The following is a 21,729-nucleotide window of genomic DNA, read 5'->3' as shown; positions in this document are numbered from 1 at the left end:
GTCGTGTGACACCGATCACCAAAACTTCACCCGGCGCAGTTGAACTGCGTGGATTTTGATCCGGAAGGCCACCAGGGATAACCTCGGCCGCGCGGATCAGCGCGAAGGGGAATTCTCCGTGTTTTCTGCTGTCGCCACCATGCCCTCGCGATCCATTCGCTCGAGGGCCTCTCGCTCGTGACGGTCCGCGCGAAGGATCTTGCGCATGGCAAACCAGAACAACAGGCCGACGCCCACCGAGGGCGTGAGCCCGGCGAGCACCGCAAGCGTCGTATCCATCACAAGATCCTCACAAACTCATCGAGTGGTTCGAATTCCTCAGGCCTGCGGCTTCACCAGCGGGAAAAGGATGGTCTCGCGGATGCCCTGGCCGGTCAGCGCCATGAGCAGACGGTCGATGCCCATGCCCATTCCGCCCGAAGGGGGCATCGCGAATTCCATCGCGGTCAGGAAGTCCTCGTCGAGCAGCATGGCGTCATCGTCACCAGCCGCGGCCAACCTGGCCTGCGCCTCGAGGCGCTGCCGCTGGATCACCGGGTCGACCAGCTCCGAATAGCCCGTGCCCAGCTCGAAGCCGCGGATGTACAGGTCCCACTTCTCGACCTGCCCCTTTTCGGTGCGATGGTCGCGCGTGAGCGGCGACGTCTCCACGGGAAAGTCCCGCACGAAGGTCGGTGCCCACAGGTGGTCGCCCACCCGGTGCTCCCAGAGCGTCTCGACGAGCTTTCCGTGATTCAGGATCTTCTTGTTGCCGACCTCGACATCAAGACGGCCCGCGATCTTCTCGAGCTCCTCCACCGACGTGTCGCCCGTGATCTCCTCGCCCAGGCTTTCGGAGAGCGAGTCGTACATACGCAGGTTTGCCCATTCTCCGCCGAGCTCGTACTCGGAGTCGTCAGGAAGGGTCACGAGCGTGGTACCGAGAACGTCCTGCGCGGCGGTCTGCACCAGATCCTTGGTGAGTGCGCCGATGGTGTTGTAATCGCCGTAGGCCTCGTACGCCTCGAGCATCGCGAACTCCGGCGAGTGCGACGAGTCGGCGCCCTCGTTCCGGAAGTTCCGGTTGATCTCGAAGACCTTCTCGACGCCGCCGACGACTGCCTTCTTGAGGAAGATCTCCGGCGCGATACGCAGGAAGAGGTCCAGGTCGTACGCATTCATGTGCGTCGAGAAAGGCCGCGCGGACGCGCCGGACGCAATGGTCTGCAGCATCGGGGTCTCGACCTCGAGAAAGCTGCGGCGGTGGAAGTTCTCGCGCAGGGACCGCACCACGCCGGCGCGCAGGCGCACCATGTCGCGCGCCGCGGGGCGCGCGATGAGGTCGACGTAGCGCTGCCGCACGCGCGCCTCCTCGGACAGGTCCTTGTGCAGCACCGGGAGCGGGCGAAGCGACTTGGCCGCCATCTGCCACTCGTCGGCGAAGACGCTCAGCTCGCCCCGGCGCGACGCACCGACGCGGCCGTGCAGGAAGAGGTGGTCGCCCAGGTCGACGTCGGTCTTGAAGGCGGCGAGTGCCTCCTCACCGAGCACGGCGAGGCTCAGCATGCCCTGGAGGCGGTTGCCCTCGCCGTCCTGCAGCGTGACGAAGCAGAGCTTGCCGCCGATGCGGACGAAGACCACCCGGCCGGCGATGCCCACGACGTCGTCGGTCTCCTGGCCGGCCTCGAGGTGGCCGTACGTCGTGCGGACGTCGGCGATGGTGTGCGTGACCGGGACGCTGACGGGGTACGCCTCCGTGCCCTGTGCCAGGAGGCGCTCCCGCTTCTCGCGCCGGATCCGCAGCTGCTCTGGCAGGTCGTCGGTCGGCGGGGTCGCGGCGTTCTCGGCGGCGGAGTTCTCGGTCGTCACGGACAAGATTCTATCGGGGCCACCAGCTCATTTTTCCCGCGCCCCGGCCGTTGGTCGCGTGCGTCAGGGGCGGAGGAGGTCCAGGGCCAGGTCCAGGATGGGGGCGCTGTGCGTCAGGGCTCCCACCGAGAGGAAGTCCACACCCGTTGCCGCGACCTTTCGCGCCTTCTCGAGCGTCAGGTTGCCGGTCGCCTCGAGCTCGACGTGCGCGGGGACGCCGTCGTGCCCCTCCCGCTCGCGGACGGCGGCCACGGTCTCGGCGAGCAGCGCCGGCTCCATGTTGTCCAGCAGCAGGAAGTCCGCTCCCGAGGCCAGGGCCTCCAGGGCCTGGTCGGTCGTGTCGGCCTCTACCTGGATCTGCACGTCCGGGAACCTCTCGCGGACGGCGGCGACCGCGGCGGCGACCGACCCAGCGGCGACCACGTGGTTGTCCTTGACCATGGCGACGTCGTACAGGCCCATGCGCTTGTTCGTGCCGCCGCCGGCGCGTACCGCGTACTTCTCCAGGGCGCGCAGGCCCGGCGTCGTCTTGCGGGTGTCGAGGACCTGCGCGCCCGTACCCGCCAGCTCCCTGGCGAAGGCGTGGGTCGCCGTCGCGACGCCGGACGCGCGGCTCGCCAGGTTGAGCAGGGTCCGCTCGGCGACCAGCAGCACCTGGGTAGGCCCCTCCAGCACCGCAAGGACCTGGCCTGCGGTGACGGCGTCGCCGTCCTGCGCGTGGAACGTGACGCTCGGGCCCGCCAGGGCCAGGCGGGCCGCCACCTGGTCGAGGACCTCCCGCACCACCACGAGGCCCGCGACCACGCCGTCCTGGCGCGCCACCAGCTCGGCAACCCCCGTGGCCGACGGCGGGATGGTCGCCTGCGAGGTCACGTCGCGGCCCGGGACGGGCCCGAGGTCCTCGTCGAGGGCGATCTCGACGGTCCGGGCGACCCAGGCGGCGTCGAGCCCCGGGTTGACGGTGCTGGGGGTGTCGAAGACGGGGAGAGTGCTCACGGGCTCACCGTATCCGCCGCGCCGGGCGCCCCCGCGCCGTCGACGATGTCCTGGAGCATGCGCTCCGAGTCCGTGAGATACCTGTTGAGGTCGGCCGCAGCGCCGTCGGCGTCGCCCGACAGGAACCGGCGCAGGAGGCCCGCGTTGCGGTCGACGAAACCGTCGAAGAACGCGCCGTTCTCGCCCAGCAGGCCGAACGACAGGCGGAGCTCTGCGGAGAGGTTCGCGTGCACGCGGTCGAGGCGCGGGCTGCTCGCGAGCGCGACGATCCCCGAGTGGAACCGCATGTTCGCCGCGGCGATGTCCCGCCAGTCGCCGCCGAGCCGGGCCGCGAGGGCCGCGTCGACGGCGTCACGCATGGTGCGGGCGCCGGGATGGGCGGGATCGCCCGCCGCGAGCGCCGGGACCTCGATGAGCCGCCGCACCCGGTAGATGTCGACGACGTCGGCGAGGGTGGGACGGGCCACGGCGACGCCCGCGTTGGGGCGGCGGACCAGGAGGCCCTCGTGGACCAGGATCCGGAAGGCCTCGCGCAGGGTGTTGCGGGAGACGTCGAGCGTCTCGCTGACCGCCTGCTCCGAGAGCCGCTGCCCGGGTGTCAGCCGGCCGGTGACGATGAGCTCGCGGATGGCGTCCGCGCTGCGCTCTGCCCGGTCGGTTGTCACCGCCCTATCGTACGGACCCCCGTTGATCGTTGAGTGCTGGGTATTTGCGCGAAATCGCCCCGGGAACACGCAAATACCCAGCACTCAACGATCGGAGGTCAGTCGACCGTGTCCAGGACCGCGTGGACCAGGTTGCGGGACTGGGCGGCTATCGAGGTGCGCCAGGCGTCGAACGTCGGGTCGCTCACGCCGAAGTCCGTCTCGAAGTGCTGCATGCCTGGCGTGTGGATGTGCCCGGCCGGGATGTCGAGGCCGGCGCGGTCGCGCAGCAGCGTGTTGCGGTAGGCACTCTCGTTCGAGAGGTAGTTACCGCCGCCCCCGCTGTACGAGCACGAACCCTCCGCGGGCGGCACGGGCGGCGTCGCGGGCGGGTACGTGACGGACGGCGGGCTGTTGAAGGTCCGGCGCGCGGGCGACGCGCAGTCGGGGAACTGGGTGTAGCTCGTGTTCCAGACGACGCCGAAGGCCACCGACGGGTCGGGCCAGGTGTCACCCGGCGGGCGCGGCACGTCGGCCCCGGTGTCGGCGGCGATCATCTCCGCGATCGGCAGGCTCGCAGTGGTCCACTGCGGCGGGTCGGTCAGCCCGTCGCCGCCGCCCCAGCGGTCGACGACCTGGATGTTGCAGCCCGGGTTGTCGACCGCGAGCTGCGGCACACCGCCGATCGCGGGGCACGGCAGGCTCCTGTCGTTGCCCGCGAAGGTGCCGTGGTAGCGGGCGTTCCACTGCTCCAGGTTGAACTGGGACCCGCCGGCCTGGCTCACCGTGATCGACGCGTCGACCTGACGCGGTCCCGGCTCCATGAACGGGCCGACGGTGTCCTCGAGGTAGCCCCGCTCGAACTCCGGGAAGCTCACCGGCAGCGTGTATGCCTCGACATAGGCGAGCGTGCCGTCGTCGGTGCGGTAGGTGGTGCCGTCCAGCGACAGGGCAGTGGCGCCCGACGGGTTGCCGTACCGGATGTTGTTGCCCACGGTGCCCGGCGCCGACGAGGTGGTGCCGCCGTCGAGCGTGAAGACGTCGAACCCGCTGACGATCACGCGCAGGACGTCGTCGCCGGGCGGCAGGTCGATGTCGAACATGCCGCGCGCCGCCTTGTCGAACGTCTCGATCAGCTCGGCCCGCTCGGCGTCGGTGAGGCCGCCCCGCGGCGCCCACTGGCGCAGCACCGACATGGCCTCGACGCGGGTCCAGTACAGCGGCCGGTCGTCGCTCGCGGGCAGGTCGCCGCGCACGTGACCGTCGGACTGGGCCCGGCGGACGGCGGCGTCCCACAGAGCCTCGCCCTTGCGTTCGGCCAGTGCCGTCGCGGCGTCGAGCGTCCGCGTGCGGCACAGGGCCGCGGTGAAGGCTGCCGTGTAGCCGCCGAACCCGGCGCCCTCGATGACTGTGCGGGCGTAGGTCCTCTCGGCAGGGACGGTCGGATCGGCGGCGTCGGGCAGGCGGGCCGCGAGACGGCTCTCCTCGACCGAGAGCTGGAGGCTCGGGTCGAGGCAGGCCGCTCCGGAGCCGGGCCCTTGCGCGGGTGCGGCCTGGGCGGCGACCGGAGCCGCCAGTGCGGTGGTGGCACAGAGTGCGAGGGCGACGGCGCCTGCTCGCACCCTGACCGCGGTACGTGGTCTGGACATCATGAATCACTTCTCCCCTCGGAGGTGGTCGTCACGACCGTAGAGGTTCGTTGAACAATCCGACAGGGTCCGCCACGTAAATATCTGATGTCCCGGGCTGTTCTCGAGCGCCGGAGGCGTGTCATGATCGACAATGTTCCGCAATGCGGCGGAAACATCCGACGAGGAACATCCTGACTGTTGAACAATCCGGCTCAACACATTGACCAGGAGGACGCCATGTCCGACACGAGCCACGAGCCCGCCACTTCGCCGGCAGAGACGCCGACGAGCCCCCCGGCCGCCAAGGTCAGACGTTTCGCGTCAGCGCGCAGCCGCTCCCTGCTGGGCGCGCTCTTCCTCATGGCGACCTCCGCCATCGGCCCCGGCTTCATCACGCAGACCGCCACCTTCACCCAGCAGCTCGGCGCCGCCTTCGCGTTCGGCATCCTGGTCTCGATCCTGCTGGACCTCGCCGTCCAGATGAACGTCTGGCGCATGATCACGCTGACCGGCAAGCGTGCGAGCGTGCTGGCCAACGACGCCCTGCCCGGCAGCGGCTACGTGCTGGCCGTGCTCATCGTGCTCGGCGGGCTCGTCTTCAACATCGGCAACACCGCGGGCGCCGGCCTGGGCCTGAACGCCCTGTTCGGCCTCGACCCCCGGGTGGGCGGGGCGATCAGCGCCGTCATCGCCATCGCGATCTTCCTCGCCAAGCGCGCCGGGGCCGTCGTCGACCGGGTGGTCATCGTGGCCGGCGTGGTGATGATCGTGCTCACCGTGATCGTCGCGATCCTGTCCGACCCGCCCGTCGGCGAGGCGCTCAAGCAGACGGTGCTGCCCGACACCATCAACTTCGCCACCATCACCACCATCGTGGGCGGCACCGTCGGCGGGTACATCACGTACGCAGGCGCGCACAAGCTGCTCGACTCCGGTACCGCAGGCCCCGAGAACATCCGCGAGGTCAACCGGGCAGCCGTCAGCGGCATCCTCGTCACCGGCATCATGCGGTACGTGCTGTTCCTGGCCGTCCTCGGCGTCGTCGCCTCCGGCGTCGTGCTCGACGTCGCGGGCAACCCCGGTGCCGACGCGTTCTCCGCCGCCGCCGGCGAGGCCGGGCTGCGCATCTTCGGCGCGGTGTTCTGGATCGCCGCGATCACCAGCGTCATCGGCGCCGCCTACACGTCCGTCTCGTTCCTGCCCGTGTTCTCCGCGAAGATCGCCGGCCGCACCGCAGACCTGTGGACGGTGGGCTTCATCCTCGTCTCGCTGGCGATCTACCTGGCGATCGGCACCGCGCCCGCCACGCTGCTCGTGTTCGTCGGCGGCGTCAACGGCCTCATCCTGCCCATCGGCCTGACCCTGTTCATGTACATCGGCTGGTTCCGCGGCTCGCTGCTGGGCAGCGTCCGCTACCCGCGGTGGCTCCTGGTGGTCGGCACCCTGGCCGCCGTGGTCACCTGGTACATGGCGGTCAACGCGGTGGGCCCGATCTTCGACCTGCTGTCCACCTGAGCCTCCGGCTCGGCACCTCGCACCACCGAAAGGACACCCGCACCATGAGCGCCGTCGACCTGAACAGCGACCTCGGGGAAGGCTTCGGCCGCTGGACGCTCGGCGACGACGAGCAGATGCTCGCCATCGTCTCCAGCGCCAACGTCGCCTGCGGTTTCCACGCCGGGGACCCGGCGTCCATCCGCCGCACCGTGCGCTCCGCCGTGGCGCGCGGCGTCACGATCGGCGCGCACGTCGGCTACCGCGACCTGGCCGGGTTCGGCCGCCGCAACATGGACGTGCCGGACGACGAGCTCGAGGCCGACGTCGCCTACCAGATCGGTGCGCTCCGCGGCCTGGCAGACGCCGAGGGCGGCGTCGTCACCTACGTGAAGCCGCACGGCGCGCTGTACAACACTGCGCAGGTGGACGAGCGGGTGGCCCGGGCGGTCGCGGCGGCGGTCGCCGCGGTCGACCCGGGCCTCGTCCTGCTCGGCCTGCCCGGCAGCGTGGCCCTCGCGGCGGCCTCCGCCGCAGGGCTCACGACCGCCACCGAGGCCTTCGCGGACCGCGCGTACACACCGGAGGGCGGCCTGGTCTCCCGGCGCGAGCCGGGCTCCGTGCTGCACGACGCCGACGACGTGGCCCGGCGCATGCTCCGCCTGGTCACCGAGGGCATGGTGACGGCGGTGGACGGGTCCGACGTCGCCGTGCGCGCCGACTCGGTGTGCGTGCACGGCGACTCCCCCGGCGCCGTCGCCATGGCCCGGCGGATCCGCGAGGTGTTCGACGCCGAGGGCATAGAGCTCACGGCCTTCGCCCCGGCGGGCAGCAGCTCCGCAGCGTGATGCGGGTACTGACCGCCCGCGACGACGCTCTCCTGGTCGAGCTCGACGACCTCGACCAGGCGGTCGCGCTGTACGAGTCCCTCCTGAGCGATCCCGTGCGGGGCGTCGGCGTGCCCGTGCCCGGCGCGCGGACGCTGCTCGTGCCGTTCCGCCCCTCGGCCGTGTCCGCGTCGGCCTTGGCCGCCGAGCTGCGGACGCGACCGCTGGAACGTCGTGCCGCGGATACCGCGCGGACCGTCGAGATCAACGTCGTGTACGACGGCGCCGACCTCGCCGAGGCGGCAGACCTGCTGGGCTGGAGCCCGGAGGAGCTGGTCCGGCGGCACACGAGCGCCGCGTGGACCGTCGGGTTCGTCGGGTTCGCGCCCGGCTTCGCCTACCTGACCAGCGACGACCCCGAGCTGGTGGTCCCGCGACGGCCGAGCCCGCGCACCCGGGTCCCGGCCGGGTCGGTGGCGCTCGCCGGGCCGTACAGCGGCGTCTACCCGCGGGAGAGCCCCGGCGGCTGGCAGCTCCTCGGCCGCACCGACGCCCCGGTCTGGGACGTGACCCGCGAGCGCCCGGCCCTCCTCCTCCCGGGCGACGAGGTCCGCTTCACACCGGTCCGCGCGCTGGCCGCTACTGCAGAAGTCCGCCTCGACCACGCGGTTGGGCATGCTTCTGCGCTCGAAACCATGCCCAACCGCGTGGTCGAGGCGGACTTTGCCGACGTCCGTCACGGGCTCGAGGTGGTCGGGGCCGGGGTGCAGGCGCTGGTCCAGGATCTCGGGCGGCCCGGGTCCGAGGGGGCGGGCGTCTCGGCGTCCGGTGCGCTCGACCGGCCGAGCCTGCGAGCGGCCAACCGCGCGGTAGGCAACCCGTCCGACGCCGCCGTCGTCGAGTCCGTGGGCGGGCTACGGCTGCGCGCCCACGGCCCGCAGGTGCTCGCGGTGACGGGGGCGGTAGGCGAGATCGTGGTGCGGCCGAGCGCTGCCGAACCGGCACGCCCCGACCGCCGTCCGCGGCCGGGCGAACCGTTCGCGCTGGACGACGGCGACGAGCTGCGCCTCGCGCCGCCCGCCCGGGGCGTGCGCGCCTACGTCGCGGTACGCGGCGGGATCGACGTGCCGCCCGTGCTGGGCAGCCGCGCGACCGATGTGCTGGCCGGGCTGGGGCCCGACCCGCTAGGGTCCGGCGACCTGCTGCCCGTCGGCGCCCCGGAGCGCGGAGTGCCCACGGTCGAACCACACGCGGCCCCATCGCCGGGGACACCGACGGCACCGCCGTCGTCCGACAGGCAGGGCGGCCTGCCGGCACCCGACGAGGTGACAGAGCTGCAGATGGTCCTGGGGCCGCGCGACGACTGGTTCGACGCCGCGACCATCGCGCGGCTGACCGGCCAGGACTGGCTGGTCACCCCGCGCTCCAACCGGATCGGGCTGCGCCTGGACGGCGAGCCGCTGGTCCGCACCCCCGAACGCGAGGGCGCCGAGCTGCCGAGCGAGGGCTGCGTCACCGGCGCGATCCAGGTTCCGCCGGACGGTCAGCCGGTCCTCTTCCTCGCCGACCACCCGCTGACCGGCGGGTACCCGGTGGTCGGGGCGGTAGTCGCCGACCACGTGCCGCTCGCCGGACAGCTCCCCGCGGGCGCGCGCGTCCGTTTCACGATCCAGAACCACCCATGCCAGAACCACCCAGGAGGCACCCCATGATCCGCACCGTGCTCGTCGCGAACCGGGGCGAGATAGCGGTCCGTATCGTCCGCGCATGCGCTGACCTGGGGATCCGTTCCGTCGCCGTGTACGCCGACGGCGACGCCGACGCGCCGCACGTCCGCCTTGCCGACGAAGCCTGGTCCCTGGACGGCCGCACCGCCGCCGAGACGTACCTGTCGGTAGCGAAGCTGCTCGACGTCGCCCGCCGGTCGGGCGCGGACGCCGTCCACCCCGGCTACGGCTTCCTGTCCGAGCGCGCAGCCGCCGCGCGGGCCGTCGAGGAGGCGGGGCTCGTGTGGGTAGGGCCGACGTCGGCGACGATCGAGCTGCTCGGCGACAAGATCGCCGCGCGTGACCTGGCCCGCACCGTCGGCGCGCCCCTGGTGCCCGGATCGGACGGCCCGGTGCCCGACGCCGCCGCGGCGCTCGCTTTCGCCGAGGAGCACGGTCTGCCGCTCGCCATCAAGGCGGCGCACGGCGGCGGCGGGCGCGGCATGCGCGTGGCCAGGACCCTGGAGGAGGTGCCCGAGCTGTTCGAGGCCGCGCGCCGCGAGGCGGAGGCCGCCTTCGGGCGCGGCGAGTGCTTCGTCGAACGGTTCCTGGAGCGGCCCCGGCACGTGGAGGCGCAGATCATCGCCGACGACCACGGGCACGTGGTCGTGGCGGGCACCCGGGACTGCTCCCTGCAGCGGCGCAACCAGAAGCTGGTCGAGGAGGCGCCCGCCCCGTTCCTCGACCCCGCGGTGCGCAAGCGGGTCCACGAGTCCGCGCGCGACCTCTGCGCGGCTGCCGGGTACCGCGGCGCGGGAACCGTCGAGTTCCTGCTCGGCGCGGACGGCACCCTGTCCTTCCTGGAGGTCAACACACGGCTGCAGGTCGAGCACCCCGTCACGGAGGAGACCACGGGACTGGACCTCGTCGTCGAGCAGCTCCGCGTCGCGAGCGGCCTGCCGCTGTCCGTGACCGAGGACCCGGAGCCGCGCGGCCACGCCATCGAGCTGCGGCTCAACGCCGAGGACCCGGCGCGCGGATTCCTGCCCGGCCCCGGGCGCATCGAGCGGTTCGTGCCCCCCTCCGGCCCGGGCGTCCGGGTGGACGCCGGGGTGGAGTCCGGGTCGGTGATCCCCGGCGAGTTCGACTCGCTGTTCGCCAAGATCGTCGTGTGGGGGCCCACCCGAGAGGTCGCACTCGCTCGGGCGCGACGGGCCGCCGCCGAGACGGTGGTCGAGGGCGTGCCGACCGTGCTGCCGTTCCACCGCGCGGTCCTGGCCGACCTGGCGTTCACGGGGTCAGGCGGCGGTTCGGCGGACGGGTCCGGGTTCGCCGTCCACACCCAGTGGATAGAGACCGAGCTAATGGCATCGATCGATCCGCAGACCCTCGCCGCTCCGGTCGTCGAGCCCGGGGTCGTGGAGACGTGGGTCGAGATCGACGGGAAGCGGCACCGGGTGCGCACGCCGGGCGGCATCGGGTTCCCGGGTTCCGGACTGCCCGGCGGCACGACGGCGCAGGCCACGCCACCGGCATCGGCCCCCGGAGCGGACGCCGGGCGCGTGCCGCTGCTCCCCGCGATGCCCGGCACCCTGATCCGCTGGCTGGTGGCCGACGGCGAGACCGTGGCCGACGGCCAGCCCGTCGCCGTCGTCGAGGCGATGAAGATGGAGTCGCAGCTCGTCGCGGAGGTCGCAGGAACCCTGGAGCACGCGACAGCGGAAGGCGCCCAGATCACAACAGGCGACCCGGTCGGCTACATCACGCGCTGACCGACCACAGCTTCGTGGCCGAGTTCGGTCAGTTGCTGACGTCCGCTCATGACTTCGGTCAATTGCCTCGAGATCGGTCCATTAAATGACCGATCTCGAGGCAACCGACCGATCTCGCTGCAGGGCCTGGTGCAACCGACCGAAGTCGGTGCCGCATCCGGACTCGGCCCGGTCAGCGGACCTGGAGGACCCCGGCATCGTCCAGCCGGACCTGGACCCGGCGCTTCCACGCGCCGTCCGGCTTCGGGAAGTCCGTGCGGTAGTGGCCGCCACGGGTCTCCTCGCGCAGCGCGGCCGCCCGGGTCAGGGCGCGGGCCACCTGGTACACGTTGGTGGTCTCCCACTCGGCGGCCTGGGGTTCGGCCACCACCTCGGCGGCCAGGTGCGCGTCGGCGCGGACGGCGGCGAGCCGCTCGTCGACCTCGGCGAGCGAGCGCGCGGACCGGATCACGCCGGACCCGGCGGACGTCACCTTCTGGATGCGTGACCGGGCGGCGGCCGCGACCAGCCCTGACCCGCCGGAACGCTCGGCGGGCTCGCCCGGCTTGAGCTCGCCGGCGTCGAACCGGGCCGCGACGTCGCGCGCCGCGCGGGAGGCGAACACCAGGCCCTCCAGCAGCGAGTTCGAAGCGAGCCGGTTCGCCCCGTGCACGCCCGTGCACGCGACCTCGCCGACGGCGTACAGCCCGTCCACCGAGGACCGCCCGTCGAGGTCGGTCACCACGCCGCCCGAGTGGTAGTGCTGGGCGGGCGCCACGGGTACCGGCTCCTCGGACCAGTCGATGCCGGCCTCCAGCAGCCGCGCGTTGATCGTCGGGAACCGCGTCCGCAGGAACTCGCGGCCCAGGTGGCGGGCGTCGAGCAGCACGTTGTCGGCCCCGGTCGCGGCCATCTGCCGCACTATCGCGTGCGCGACGACGTCCCGCGGCGCCAGCTCCGCCATCTCGTGCACCGCGGGCATGAACCGGTGCCCGTCGACGTCGAGCAGGAGGGCGCCCTCGCCGCGCACGGCCTCCGAGATGAGGGGCACCTGGCCCTTCGCGCCGGTGCCCAGCCACAGGACCGTCGGGTGGAACTGGACGAACTCCAGGTCACCCAGCACCGCGCCGGCCCGGAGCGCTGCGGCGATGCCGTCGCCCGTCGCGCCGGCCGGGTTGGTGGAGGACCGGAACACCTGACCGATCCCGCCGGTCGCCAGCACGACGGCGGGGGCCAGCACCGCGCCGACGCCGTCCCGCGAACCCGTGCCCCGCACGTGCAGCGTCACCCCGCAGGCCCGGCCGTCCAGGGTCGTCAGCACGTCCAGCACCAGGGCGTTCTCCACGACCTCGATGCCCGGGTCGTGCCGGACCGCCTCGATCTGCGCCACGAGCGCCCGGGAGATCTCCGCGCCGGTGGCGTCCCCGCCGGCGTGCGCGATCCGGTCGGCGTGGTGACCGCCCTCGCGGGTGAGCGCGATGTCGCCGTCGGCCGCCTTGTCGAAGACCGCGCCGCGGGCCACGAGCTCGCGCACGCGCTCCGGGCCCTCGGTGACCAGCACCTGCACGGCGTCCGGGTCCGACAGTCCGCCGCCCGCGGCGAGCGTGTCCGCGAGGTGCGCCTCGGGCGAGTCCGACGGGTCGAGCGCGGCGGCGATCCCGCCCTGCGCCCACACCGTCGACCCCGACAGGAGCCTGCCCTTCGTCACGAGCAGCACCCGCGGTACGTGCGTGCGCAGCTCGAGCGCCGCCGTCAGCCCGGCGATGCCGGAGCCGACGACTATCGCGTCGGCCTCGGAGGTCCAGCCGGGTGCCGGGGCGGCGAGGGAGCGGAAGAGGCGCGGTCCAGGTCCGGAAATGCTGCTCACGCGCGGCCCGACGCCGTCCGCACCAGGCCGGCCTGCTGGAACGGCTCGATCGCGATGCCACTCTCCTCCAGGCCGTACCCGTCGGGCACCTGTCCGGGCTCGTCGCTGATCTCGACCACGCGGTTCTGGTCGTCGACGAACACGACGTGCGGCAGGAACGTCCGCGCGTCGTGGTCCGAGAGCATGCCGTAGGCGATCAGGATGACGACGTCGCCGGGGCTGACCAGGTGGGCGGCGGCGCCGTTGATGCAGATCTGGCCCGAGCCGGGCTCGCCGGGGATCACGTAGGTGGTCAGCCGGGCGCCGTTGGTCACGTCGACGACGTCGACCTGCTGGCCGGGGATCAGGTCGGCGGCGTCGAGCAGGTCGGCGTCGACGGTGATGGACCCGACGTAGTGCAGGTCCGCCTGCGTCACGGTGGCGCGGTGGATCTTCGCGATCATCATCGGCCGCTGCAACGATGCGGGGCGGCCGACGGGCGGGCGGTGCTCGGTGGAGCTCATGGCGTTACCTCTGGTCTGGCGAGACCTCGACGGCCTGGTTGTCGATCAGGCGGGTGGTACCCACCCGTGCGGCCACGAGCAGCAGCGCATGGCCGGAGAAGTCGTCGGTCACCGCGCGGGCGGTCACCGGATCGACGAGCGCGAGGTAGTCGATCACGACGCCGTCGGCCTCGTCCAGCACTTGACGGGCGGCGTTGATCACACCCGCCGCTCCACTGGTGGCCGCCACCGCGCCCGCACGCAGCGCGCGCGACAGCGCCAGGGCCTGCTCGCGCTCCGCGGCGGAAAGGTACGCGTTGCGCGAGGACATCGCGAGGCCGTCGCCCTCTCGCACCGTCGGCACGCCCACCACCTCTACCGACACCTCCAGGTCGCGCACCATACGGCGCACGGCCAGGAGCTGCTGGGCGTCCTTCTCGCCGAACAGCGCGACGTCGGGCCGCACCAGGTGCATCAGCTTGAGCACCACCGTCAGCACACCGTCCAGGTGGCCGGGGCGGTGCTCGCCCTCCAGCACGTCGCCGATGCGCCCGGCGGAGACCCGCACCACGGGGTCGCCGTCCGGGTAGACGACGTCGGGCGTCGGCGCGAAGACGACGTCGGCCCCGACGCCGGCGAGCTTGGCGACGTCGCCGTCCAGGTCACGCGGGTAGGTCTCCAGATCCTCGCCCGCGCCGAACTGCAGCGGGTTCACGAAGATGGTGACTATCACCTGGCCGTTCGGGCCGGCCTCCGCGCGTGCCCGGCGCACGAGCTCCAGGTGCCCGTCGTGCAGCGCGCCCATCGTCATGACCACCGCGCGCCTGCCGGGTTCCGCATCGAGCCCGGACGGCTCCGGCGGACCCGCGATCGCCCAGCGCATCTGCGCGTCGCGCAGCTCGGAGCGGGTGCGGACCACGAGCGGCGTGCGCTGCGTGGACTCCGTATCGGCCGGGATATCGGCCGGGATATCGGCCGGGATGTCGGGCGTGGTGACGGCCTCGGTGCTCACTGCGTGTTCCTTCCTGCGCGCGACTCCCCCGTGGCGCCGTCCAGCGCGTCCAGCAGGTTCTGTGCGGTGGAGTCGTCGATACGGTGGCTCGCCAGCGCACGGCGGGTGGCCCCGCGGGCGAGCTCTGTGTAGCTGTCCGGCACGTCGGTGGCGCCGCTGGCGGCGGCGAGTGCGCTGAGCTCGGTCAGGTGGCGGCGCACGGTACCGACGTCGCCCCGCGAGACCGGTCCGGTGAGGGCGGCGATGGCCCCCGGCCCCATGCCGTCACGCGCGTCGGCCGACCGCGTGGCCGACTCGAGCGCCGCCGTGAGCAGCGGTGCCAGCACCCTGCCGGGCGACTCGATCCCCGCGGCCTCCAGCGCCTGTGCGGCCTGCGCGACGAGCACCACCAGGTGGTTCGCGCCGTGCGAGAGGCCCGCGTGATACAGCCCGCGGAGCTGCTCGTCGACGATCACGGGCTCGCCGCCGATCTCGACCACCAGCGCCTGCCCGATCGGCAGCACCGGAGCCGGACCGGTCACGGCGAACGTGCAGCCCTCCAGACGGGCCAGGTCGAGCGACGTGCCGGAGAACGTCATGGCGGGGTGCACGGCGAGCGGGATCGCGCCGCCCAGGCGGGCGGGCTCCAGGACTGCGGTCCCGTAGCGGCCCGACGTGTGGATCGCGAGCTGGCCGGGCTGCCAGGCCCCGGTCTCGGCGAGGCCGGCGACCAGGGGGCCCAGTGCGTCGTCGGGCACCGCGAGGAGCACGAGCTCGGCGCGCTCGACGACGTCGGGCACCTCGAGGTTGGGGACACCCGGCAGGAGCATCTCGATGCGCTCCCGGGAGTCCTCGGAGATACCGCTCGCGCCGACGACGGCGTGGCCAGCGGCGCGCAGGGCGCTGCCGAGCACCGCGCCGACGCGTCCCGCGCCGATCACTCCGACGCCGAGCCTGCCGGGCCGCCGGCCCGGGTCTGCGGATTCACTCACGGGACATCACCGGTCACTCACCCTGTCTCTCCATCCATCGTTCCGGACCGGCGGCAGCGCGTGCCGTGCGGGCCCGCATGGCCTGCTCCGCCATGAGCCGCGCGGCGTCGGCGGCGTCGAGGTGCGGCACCTCCGGCTGCACCGGACCCTGCGTGGAGTGCACCTGGAACGACGCGACGCCCAGCCTGCGCTGCCACGGGCCCTGGCTCAGGCCCAGCGACTGCGTCCGCTCGTGCGGCACCACGTCAAGGATCTTCACCATGCGGCCCCGGCGCAGCAGGAGCGCGCGACCGGTCACGGCGAACCCGTTGCGGCGCCATGCCACCGGATCAAGTATGCGCGTCCGCCGGGAGGCCGTGACGTACGAGCTCTCGGTCCGGGAGTCGCCGTCCAGGCCCGCGTCGAGGATCCGGCGCGGCTCGTCGACGCCCAGGTCGGGCAGCACCAGCGACAGCACCGTCAGCGCCTCCTCACGGGTGCCGACCGGCAGGAGCACGCTGTTCTTCTCCTCGCTCTCGCCGCCGTAGCCCGCGACGTTCACCTGTACGCGCCACCAGTCGCGCCCACGCCACAGCACGCTCTGCACCAGGCGCACCGCCTGCACGCGGCCGGGCGGGATGGTCTGGGAGCGCGTCTCGAGCATCCCGTGCCGCAGCCGGACGCCGTCGGGCGAGATGGCCACGCGGAAGTCGAACTCGCCGGTGAGACGGCCGAACAGGTACCCGCCGGCGCCCAGGACCGCTGGCAGCGACGCGGACATGACGGCGAACTCGCCGGTGGCGATCATGACCACCAGCACAGCCAGTGCCCACAGCACCAGCGTGATCATGGCCCCGGACCGCACGACCGAGGCGATCAGCCGGCCCAGGGGCACGCTCAGCACGGGCACCTGGGGCGCCTCGAGGCTCACCGGTGCCGCCGGCGCGTCCAGCGGGCCGTACGGCCCTCCAGCGGGCACGGCGACGTCCTGGCTCTCGTCCTGCGGCCCGGCGGCGTAGATCTGGTCCTGCGGGGTGGTCCCGGCGGGAGCGGTCACCGCACCCGGCGCCGGGTGGGCGCCGACGGCCGGGCCGGTCCTGGCCACCTTGAGACCCGCCGCGCGGGCGAGGAGCTCGGCGCGGAGCTCGTCGGCGTCGGACCCCTTCAGGAACCCGATGGCGATGCCGGAGTCGGTGCCGCCCGCGGTCTCCAGGGTGAGCTCGCACAGGCCGAAGAAGCGCGCCACGAGCGGTTGCCGGATATCCACCGACTGGAGCCGGTCCAGGCGGGCGTGCCGCTGCTGGCGGAACAGGATGCCGCGCCGCAGGTGCACGGTCTCCTCGCCGATGGCGTAGGTGGTCATGCGCCAGGCCAGCACCGAGTAGCCCCAGCCCACGAGCGCGATGGCGGCCAGCGCGACGAAGAGCGTCCACCAGTACTCGCTGGAGATGAGGGCGATGAGGCCGCCGCGTGGCCCGCCGTCGAGGCTCTGCTGGCCGAGGATCACGATGGCCGCACCGACCACCGCCCAGCCCCGGACCAGCGGCGTGACGGGGTGCACGCGCCGCCAGTCCAGCTCCTCGGCCTCGGGCTGGCCGTGGTCGTCCTGCCGGCCGGCGTCCGCGCCGTGCTGGTCGATCTTGTCGAGGCCGCCCTCGGGCGTGCTCACAGCCCCGCCAGACGGGCCTCACCACGGGACGCAAGACGGTCGCGCAGGCGCGCCGCCTCGTCCGGCGGCAGACCAGGGATCTGGGCGTCCGTACCGACGGACGCCGTGTGGAGCTGGACCTTCGCCAGGCCGAGCTTGCGGTCCAGGGGGCCCGCCTCGACGTCCACGTACTGCATCCGGCCGTACGGCACCACGACCATCGACCTGAACATGACCCCCTTGCGGATCAGGAGATCGTTGTCGCGCTCGGCGTAGCCGATGGCCCTGACCTGGCGCGGGACCAGGAGGATCGACCACACCAGGAACAGCGCAGGGAATCCTGCGAGGAGCCAGAACCAGGGACTGACCGTCACGGCGAGCACTACGCCGACGATCGCGGGTATGCCGAGGGTGATGGTGGCCGGCACCAACATGGCCGTCACGAGACGCGGGGACACGCGGCTCCAGGTCACGTCGTGCGGTTCGAAGGGGCTGGTCATGATGGCCATTGTTCCGCAGAGGGCAAGCCCTCGACACCGATACCTCAGGCCGGGGCCGGAGACTCGCCCTCGTCGGAGCTGGCGCGGTCCTTGTCGGACGGCGGCAGCTCGCAGAACTTCTCCGCGACCAGACCCACCACGGCGAGCCCCACCGAGCACAGCACTGCGATACCGGCGGCCACTGCACGGTCGCGCCGGGGCTCGATGGCAAGGTCTCCCAGCACCACCAGCACCTGCGCGAGGTACCAGCCGCCGAGCAGCGCACCCGTCAGCGCGGCGGCCTTGGCCAGGACGAGCGTCCGGGCGGCCCGGAGCCCGTCGAGCGACGGTCGCTTGCCCTTCTGGTAGGACCGCACGGTCCAGCCCGACCAGAAGACGGCTCCGGCCAGCGCGAGGACCGCCACGTCGACCAGCCACGGCACGACCGGCAGGTACACGCTGCGCGCCTCGAGGGCGCGCAGCACGAGCCAGCCGACGATCGCGACGGCGACGAGAACTGCGATCAGGGATCCGATCGGCGTTCTGCGCATGTCAGGCTTCGCGCCCCCGCTCGTCCCTTACCGGAACCCACGAGGGAACCGAGTCGATCGGACCGTCCGCCGCCGCGGCCCGCTGTTCGGCAACGAACCCCGGCACCCGGATCACCGTGTGGTCGTTGTCGTAGGCGTCCTGCTGAGCGTTCGGCTGCCCGTTGGGCTGACCGTTCGGCTGCCCGTTGGCGTGCCCGTTCGGCACCTGGTCCGACGCGCCGATGGGCGGCGCGCCGATCGGGGCGAAGAGCGGGTTGGCCGGCTCCTGCGGCGCGCCGTTCGAGGGCGGGAACACGCCGCTCTGCTGGCGCGACGGGTTCACCGGTGCGAACACCGGCTTGGCCTGCGACGACGGCAGCAGCTCATGCGCCGGGGCCTCGTGGGCGGTGTCTCGCACCGCGCGGGGCGCTATGGGTGCCTGCGGCGCCGGGACCAGCGCCTCCTCCGGCGGCGGGACCACCGATCCGTTGACCGGCATCCCGGCCGGCGGGGCGCCGAACGGGCCCGCGGACGCAGCCTGCGGGATCGGCACCGAGCCGCCCGAACCAGGCACCGGTCCGCTGGAGTAGCCCTGCAGAGGCGACCCGGCCGGGTACGCCTCCTGCTGCGGGACAGCGGACTGCGGCTGACGATCGAGCTCGACCTGACCGCTGTGGTGCCCCTGCGGGTGCCCACCGCCCGGGACCTCGACCACGGGGCCTGCGGGCAGGACCGGAGGCCGGCCGCTCGGCGGGACCGAGGGCGGCAGGGCCGGCGGCATCTCGGCGGGGTGGGAGTCCTGGCCGGCGTTGCCACCGTCATCGGACACCGGTGAATGGTTCGAGCCGGTGGCTCCGCCACCCTGCTCCGGCTCCGGGTCGGTCAGCCAGTCGAGCGCGAGCCAGCGGATGCCGGCCCGGTCGGGCGCCGTGGCCGCGAGCTGGGCCACGGGGCCACCGCCCAGGCCGGGCAGCACCGCGTCGGGCGCGATCTGCGACCACGGCTCGAGGACGAACGCCCGCTCGTGCGCGCGGGGGTGGGGCACCTCGAGGTCCTCGGCGGCGTCCGTCAGGTTGCCGTAGGTGATCACGTCGACGTCCAGCGTGCGGGGACCCCAGCGCTCGTCACGGGTACGGCCGTGCACGTTCTCGACGTCCTGGCAGAGGTGCAGCAGCCCGCGCGCCGAGAGCGTCGTACGGGCCAGCAGCACCGCGTTGAGGTAGTCGGGCTGCTCCTCGGGTCCACCGACGGCGGCCGTGCGTGCCAGGGGCGACACGTCGGTGATCTGCAGGCCGGGCATGCGGTCCAGCTCGGCGACCGCGGACCGCATGGTCGCCTGCGGGTCACCCAGGTTGGCGCCGATCGCGATGACCACGTCCACGTATCCGGCAGGGATCTCGTCGAACCGGTCGCGCGGCTCCACCTGGTACTGCTCGGACGCGTACTGCTCAGGCTGCGCGACGGCGGAGTCGGGGACCGCCGCCGACACGCGGGTGGTCTCCGTCCCGCCCTGGTCGTACTGCTGCTGCTGCTCGAACAGCTGCTCGTACTGGTTCTGCTGTTCGAGCCGCTGCGGCTGCTCGAACTGCGGCGTCGGCTGCTCGTAGCCCTGCGGCTCGTAGCCGGCCTGCTCGAACGACTGCGGCTGCTCGAACGACTGCGGCTGCTCGAATGGCTGGGCCTGCTCGAACGGCTGGACCTGCTCGAACGGCTGCGGCTGCGCCTGTGCCGACTCCGGCGTGAACTGGTCGTACTGCGGCTGCTCGAAGCCGATCGGCTGGTCACGCCTCTGGTCGAGGCCCTGGACCGACTCGTACTGCTGGACCGGTTCGAAGGCCTGCTCCGGCAGGAACTGCTCGTCCGGCCGGAACGTCGGCTCCTGGCCGAGCTGGTCCCGCTGCTCGGCCTGCGCCGGGGCATCGGACTGCAGCTCCCACGCGGCGGGAATCACCTGGAGCGGCTCGGGTGCGATGAGTTCCGGGACCGGGAGCGGCTCCGGGGCCTCGCCGACCGGTGCGGCGGGCGCTATCGAGGCAGGAACCCGCGACACGAGCGGCTCCGGCTCGAACGCCTCCGCCCGGAGCGGCGCCGCCTCGGCGGGCTCGGGCCGGTAGGGCTCGTACGGCTCTCGCTCGAACGGCGCGGGCTCGTCGTGCGCCGGGCGGGTGACGGGCTCGAGGTCCTGCGGCTCGGGCTCGCCGACGTACGGCGCCCTCTCGGAGTCGCTGTGTGCAGTGTCGTTGCGCGCCTGCTCCGCCGCGTCGTTCCACGAGTCGATGGGTGAGCTCGCCGGGAACGTGTCCCGCGGCTCGGCCTCGTAGCCGAGGAGGTCGGCGGACGCGGCGGCCGATGCGGTACCCGTCAGGAGCGAGGTGTCGGCGGAGCCGACCGAGGTCGCGGGCGCGGCCACGACCGGCATCCGGACGCGGTCACGCCGGATCGCCACCTCGACGTCGGCGAACGGCACCGGGATGGGCGCCTGCGGCTTGTGGACACGAACGTCCACCGCCTCGACCTGCGGCCGGGCCAGCACCGCAGCGGCGATGCGCTCGGCAACCGTCTCGACGAGGTCTACGGGCTCACCCGCCAGGATGTCGTGGACGTCCTGCGCCACGTCCGCATAGCTCACCGTCTGCGCGAGGTCGTCGCCGGCGGCAGCCGGGCGGGTGTCGAGGTAGAGCACGACGTCGGCCCGGAACTCCTGGCCGGTCTGTCGTTCCGACGGCAGCACACCGTGGTACCCCCGCGCGCTCACGCCTGTCAGCTGGACCTGGTCCAGCGACCGGCCGTCCGGGCCTGTGACGCCCGTTCCGAACGCTGTGGTCACCGTGGTCTCCTACCGTCGTCTTCGTGTGCACCGGAATCCTGCCAGGTCGGTATGCCCTGTTCCCCGACCGTCCACGATTCTGTGGTCAAGGCCACGGTGGAAGTCAATGCCTTCGGTGCGGATCGGGGAGAGGTACCCGGTGACCCTACCCGGGGCGCGTCGCTCGCTGTGGTCCAAGCGGCCGCGACCTTGACGGCATCGGCACTCGCCCGGACGGTGTGCACCCGGACGCACCAGGCGCCCGCGGCGGCAGACAGGGCGGAGATCGCGGCGGTCGCGTCGTCCCGGGCGCGCGGCGGCGCCATGTGCCCGGCCGAGTCCGCGAGCAGGTGGCCGAGGAACCGTTTGCGGGACGCGCCCACGAGCACGGGACGCCCCAGCTGGTACAGGACGTCGAGGTGCGCCAGCAGCGGCCAGTTCAGCGCCCCTGCCTTGGCGAAGCCGAGCCCCGGGTCGAGGATCAGCTGCTCGGACCGCACGCCGTCGTCGTGCAGGGCGGCCATGCGGGCGGCGAGCTCGTCACGGACGTCGGCGACGACGTCGTCGTACTCCTGCCGGTCGTCCATGACGTCGGCGTGCCCTCGCCAGTGCATCGCCACGTACGCGGCGCCGGTCTCGGCGACCGCGCGGCCCATCTCCGGGTCGGCGAGACCGCCGGAGACGTCGTTCACCATGCGGGCCCCCGCGGCCACCGCCCGTTCGGCGACAGCCGCCCGCGTGGTGTCCACGCTCACGACCGCGCCGCGCGCGGCCAGCTGTTCGATCACGGGGAGCACGCGGGCCAGCTCCTGCTCCTGCGGGACCCGCACCGCGCCCGGGCGCGTGGACTCCCCGCCCACGTCCAGGATGTCCGCACCCTCGCCGAGCAGCTCCAGCCCGTGCGCGACGGCGGCCGACGGCTCGAACCACTCCCCACCGTCCGAGAACGAGTCCGGAGTGACATTCACAACACCCATCACCAGGGTCCGGCCCACGCCGGAGAGCTCCGGCAGGCCGAACACCTGGGCATCCCGGGTCGGATGGCGCACGGTGGGAAC

18 protein-coding genes are annotated in these 21,729 nt (G+C 72.8%); 4 read left to right on the top strand and 14 right to left on the bottom strand.

Going from position 1 to position 21,729, the window contains the following annotated elements; translation table 11 throughout:
- Positions 1–96 precede the first annotated feature (96 nt).
- From AB0F70_RS17600 to AB0F70_RS17580, 5 genes are all read right to left on the bottom strand, one after another.
- Positions 97–279, bottom strand: coding sequence for a hypothetical protein (locus tag AB0F70_RS17600; RefSeq protein WP_357450736.1), 183 nt, complete (start codon positions 277–279; stop codon positions 97–99).
- A gap of 39 nt (positions 280–318) precedes the next feature.
- The gene (gene lysS, locus AB0F70_RS17595; protein ID WP_357450733.1) at positions 319–1,848 is read right to left on the bottom strand and encodes a lysine--tRNA ligase; all 1,530 of its coding nucleotides are present in this window, start codon (positions 1,846–1,848) and stop codon (positions 319–321) included.
- Between the two features lie 63 nt (positions 1,849–1,911).
- Complete coding sequence (gene nadC / locus AB0F70_RS17590) at positions 1,912–2,844, bottom strand: carboxylating nicotinate-nucleotide diphosphorylase (RefSeq protein ID WP_357450730.1); 933 nt, start codon at positions 2,842–2,844, stop codon at positions 1,912–1,914.
- Complete coding sequence (locus AB0F70_RS17585; RefSeq protein WP_357450727.1) at positions 2,841–3,509, bottom strand: GntR family transcriptional regulator; 669 nt, start codon at positions 3,507–3,509, stop codon at positions 2,841–2,843. The genes nadC and AB0F70_RS17585 overlap by 4 nt, the downstream gene beginning before the upstream one ends.
- Positions 3,510–3,607: 98 nt before the next feature.
- On the bottom strand, positions 3,608–5,140 hold the full coding sequence (locus AB0F70_RS17580; RefSeq protein WP_357450723.1) for a hypothetical protein: 1,533 nt from the start codon (positions 5,138–5,140) through the stop codon (positions 3,608–3,610).
- A 216-nt stretch (positions 5,141–5,356) separates the two neighbouring features.
- Between AB0F70_RS17580 and AB0F70_RS17575 the strand changes: the two genes are divergently transcribed.
- Genes AB0F70_RS17575 through AB0F70_RS17560 form a run of 4 tightly spaced genes read left to right on the top strand, consistent with a single transcriptional unit; the run spans position 5,357 to position 10,918 of the window.
- Positions 5,357–6,634: an NRAMP family divalent metal transporter gene (locus tag AB0F70_RS17575; protein WP_357450720.1), complete on the top strand. Its 1,278-nt coding sequence runs from the start codon at positions 5,357–5,359 to the stop codon at positions 6,632–6,634.
- 44 nt (positions 6,635–6,678) lie between these two features.
- Positions 6,679–7,461, top strand: coding sequence for a 5-oxoprolinase subunit PxpA (locus AB0F70_RS17570; protein ID WP_357450717.1), 783 nt, complete (start codon positions 6,679–6,681; stop codon positions 7,459–7,461).
- A complete protein-coding gene (locus AB0F70_RS17565; protein WP_357450714.1) occupies positions 7,461–9,152 on the top strand; it encodes an urea amidolyase family protein in 1,692 nt (563 codons plus the stop codon). Before AB0F70_RS17570 ends, AB0F70_RS17565 begins: the two co-directional genes overlap by 1 nt.
- On the top strand, positions 9,149–10,918 hold the full coding sequence (locus AB0F70_RS17560) for a biotin carboxylase N-terminal domain-containing protein (RefSeq protein ID WP_357450711.1): 1,770 nt from the start codon (positions 9,149–9,151) through the stop codon (positions 10,916–10,918). Before AB0F70_RS17565 ends, AB0F70_RS17560 begins: the two co-directional genes overlap by 4 nt.
- A 172-nt stretch (positions 10,919–11,090) precedes the next feature.
- On the opposite strand, the gene AB0F70_RS17555 is transcribed toward AB0F70_RS17560, so the two are convergent.
- From AB0F70_RS17555 to folP, 9 genes are all read right to left on the bottom strand, one after another.
- Positions 11,091–12,764 carry an L-aspartate oxidase gene (locus AB0F70_RS17555; RefSeq protein WP_357450709.1) on the bottom strand — a complete coding sequence of 558 codons (1,674 nt, stop codon included), beginning with the start codon at positions 12,762–12,764 and terminating at the stop codon, positions 11,091–11,093.
- Positions 12,761–13,267, bottom strand: a complete 507-nt coding sequence (gene panD / locus AB0F70_RS17550; RefSeq protein ID WP_357450705.1) for an aspartate 1-decarboxylase — start codon at positions 13,265–13,267, stop codon at positions 12,761–12,763. Before panD ends, AB0F70_RS17555 begins: the two co-directional genes overlap by 4 nt.
- Positions 13,268–13,271: 4 nt before the next feature.
- Positions 13,272–14,129 carry a pantoate--beta-alanine ligase gene (panC, locus tag AB0F70_RS17545; RefSeq protein ID WP_357450825.1) on the bottom strand — a complete coding sequence of 286 codons (858 nt, stop codon included), beginning with the start codon at positions 14,127–14,129 and terminating at the stop codon, positions 13,272–13,274.
- Between the two features lie 125 nt (positions 14,130–14,254).
- Positions 14,255–15,229 carry a DUF2520 domain-containing protein gene (locus tag AB0F70_RS17540; protein WP_357450702.1) on the bottom strand — a complete coding sequence of 325 codons (975 nt, stop codon included), beginning with the start codon at positions 15,227–15,229 and terminating at the stop codon, positions 14,255–14,257.
- Positions 15,230–15,242: 13 nt separating this feature from the next.
- Complete coding sequence (locus tag AB0F70_RS17535) at positions 15,243–16,877, bottom strand: PH domain-containing protein (protein ID WP_357450699.1); 1,635 nt, start codon at positions 16,875–16,877, stop codon at positions 15,243–15,245.
- Complete coding sequence (locus tag AB0F70_RS17530) at positions 16,874–17,365, bottom strand: PH domain-containing protein (protein ID WP_357450695.1); 492 nt, start codon at positions 17,363–17,365, stop codon at positions 16,874–16,876. The genes AB0F70_RS17535 and AB0F70_RS17530 overlap by 4 nt, the downstream gene beginning before the upstream one ends.
- A 35-nt stretch (positions 17,366–17,400) precedes the next feature.
- Positions 17,401–17,886, bottom strand: a complete 486-nt coding sequence (locus tag AB0F70_RS17525; RefSeq protein WP_357450692.1) for a DUF3180 domain-containing protein — start codon at positions 17,884–17,886, stop codon at positions 17,401–17,403.
- A 1-nt stretch (position 17,887) separates the two neighbouring features.
- A complete protein-coding gene (gene folK, locus AB0F70_RS17520; protein ID WP_357450689.1) occupies positions 17,888–20,692 on the bottom strand; it encodes a 2-amino-4-hydroxy-6-hydroxymethyldihydropteridine diphosphokinase in 2,805 nt (934 codons plus the stop codon).
- Complete coding sequence (folP, locus tag AB0F70_RS17515) at positions 20,689–21,720, bottom strand: dihydropteroate synthase (protein ID WP_357450823.1); 1,032 nt, start codon at positions 21,718–21,720, stop codon at positions 20,689–20,691. The genes folK and folP overlap by 4 nt, the downstream gene beginning before the upstream one ends.
- Positions 21,721–21,729 lie beyond the last annotated feature (9 nt).

Origin of the sequence: Promicromonospora sp. NPDC023805 (genome assembly GCF_040639635.1) — a bacterium.
In the GTDB taxonomy this organism is placed as follows: Bacteria; Actinomycetota; Actinomycetes; order Actinomycetales; family Cellulomonadaceae; genus Promicromonospora.
This window is presented reverse-complemented; position numbering and strand designations above follow the sequence as displayed.